Annotated in this window: 1 protein-coding gene; it reads left to right on the forward strand. The window is 63.9% G+C overall.

Annotation, left to right across the window (positions count from 1 at the left end):
• Positions 1-44: 44 nt before the first annotated feature.
• The coding region (locus tag D1610_RS16785; protein ID WP_118865351.1) for an IS30 family transposase at positions 45-1012 on the forward strand (968 nt) is incomplete at its 3' end.

Genomic DNA, 1012 nt, shown 5'->3' on the forward strand with positions numbered 1-1012 from the left:
TCTGAGTTCACAAACGAAGTGCAACACCACGTACAGGTGTTGCCATGTCGAGATACCGCCAGCTTTCGATCGAGGAACGGTGTGCGATTGCCCGGCTTCATGAAGCCGGGCAATCGCTCCGGCAGATCGCTGCAGTTGTGGATCGCCAGCCGTCGACCGTCTCGCGCGAGTTGAGGCGCAACGGTGGCGCGAAGATCGGATATCAGCCGAGCTATGCGCAGGCCCAGGCCGCCGCGCGGCGCTGGTCCGGCTCGCGCCTCGAACGCGACGATGCGCTGCGCGAGGATGTCCTCGATCGTCTCGCCGATGGTTGGTCGCCTGAACAAGTATCCGGCCGGTTGGCGCGCGATCGAGGGCACGCCGTCATCAGCCATGAGACCATCTACCGCTTCATCCACGCCCAGATGCGCCGGACCAATGACGTTAGCTGGCGCCGCTATCTCTTGCGCGGCAAGATGAAGCGGGGCTGGCGCACCAAGGGAGGGCCGCTGCGCTTCGCCGAGCATCGTTCGATCCACGACCGGCCGCCGGTGGTCGCCGATCGCATGCGCCTGGGCGACTGGGAAGCCGACGCCATGCTCTTCTCAACCCTTGGCCAGGCCGTGCTCGTCGCCCATGAACGACGATCCCGCATCGCCTTCGTCGTCCGGCCGCCCAGCCTCAAGGCGGAACCCACCGCCAAGGCGCTCGCTTCCATCCTGCGCCCGGTACCGCCCGATATGCGAAAGACCATCACCTTCGACAACGGCACCGAGTTCGCCAGACACTATCGCCTCACCCAACAGCTCGGCATCGACACCTACTTCTGCGACACCCGCAGCCCCTGGCAGAAAGGCGGCATCGAGAACGCCATCGGCCGGCTCAGACGATCGCTCCCCCGCAAAACCAACCTCGACACCTTCTCCAACAACGATATCGACAAGCTCGTCCGCCGCTACAACAATACACCCCGCAAATGCCTCGGCTTCCAAACCCCAGCCGAAGCCTTCCTCCAACCGTTGCACTTCAAATG

It is taken from the genome of Sphingomonas gilva, from assembly GCF_003515075.1.
GTDB lineage: Bacteria > Pseudomonadota > Alphaproteobacteria > Sphingomonadales > Sphingomonadaceae > Sphingomonas > Sphingomonas gilva.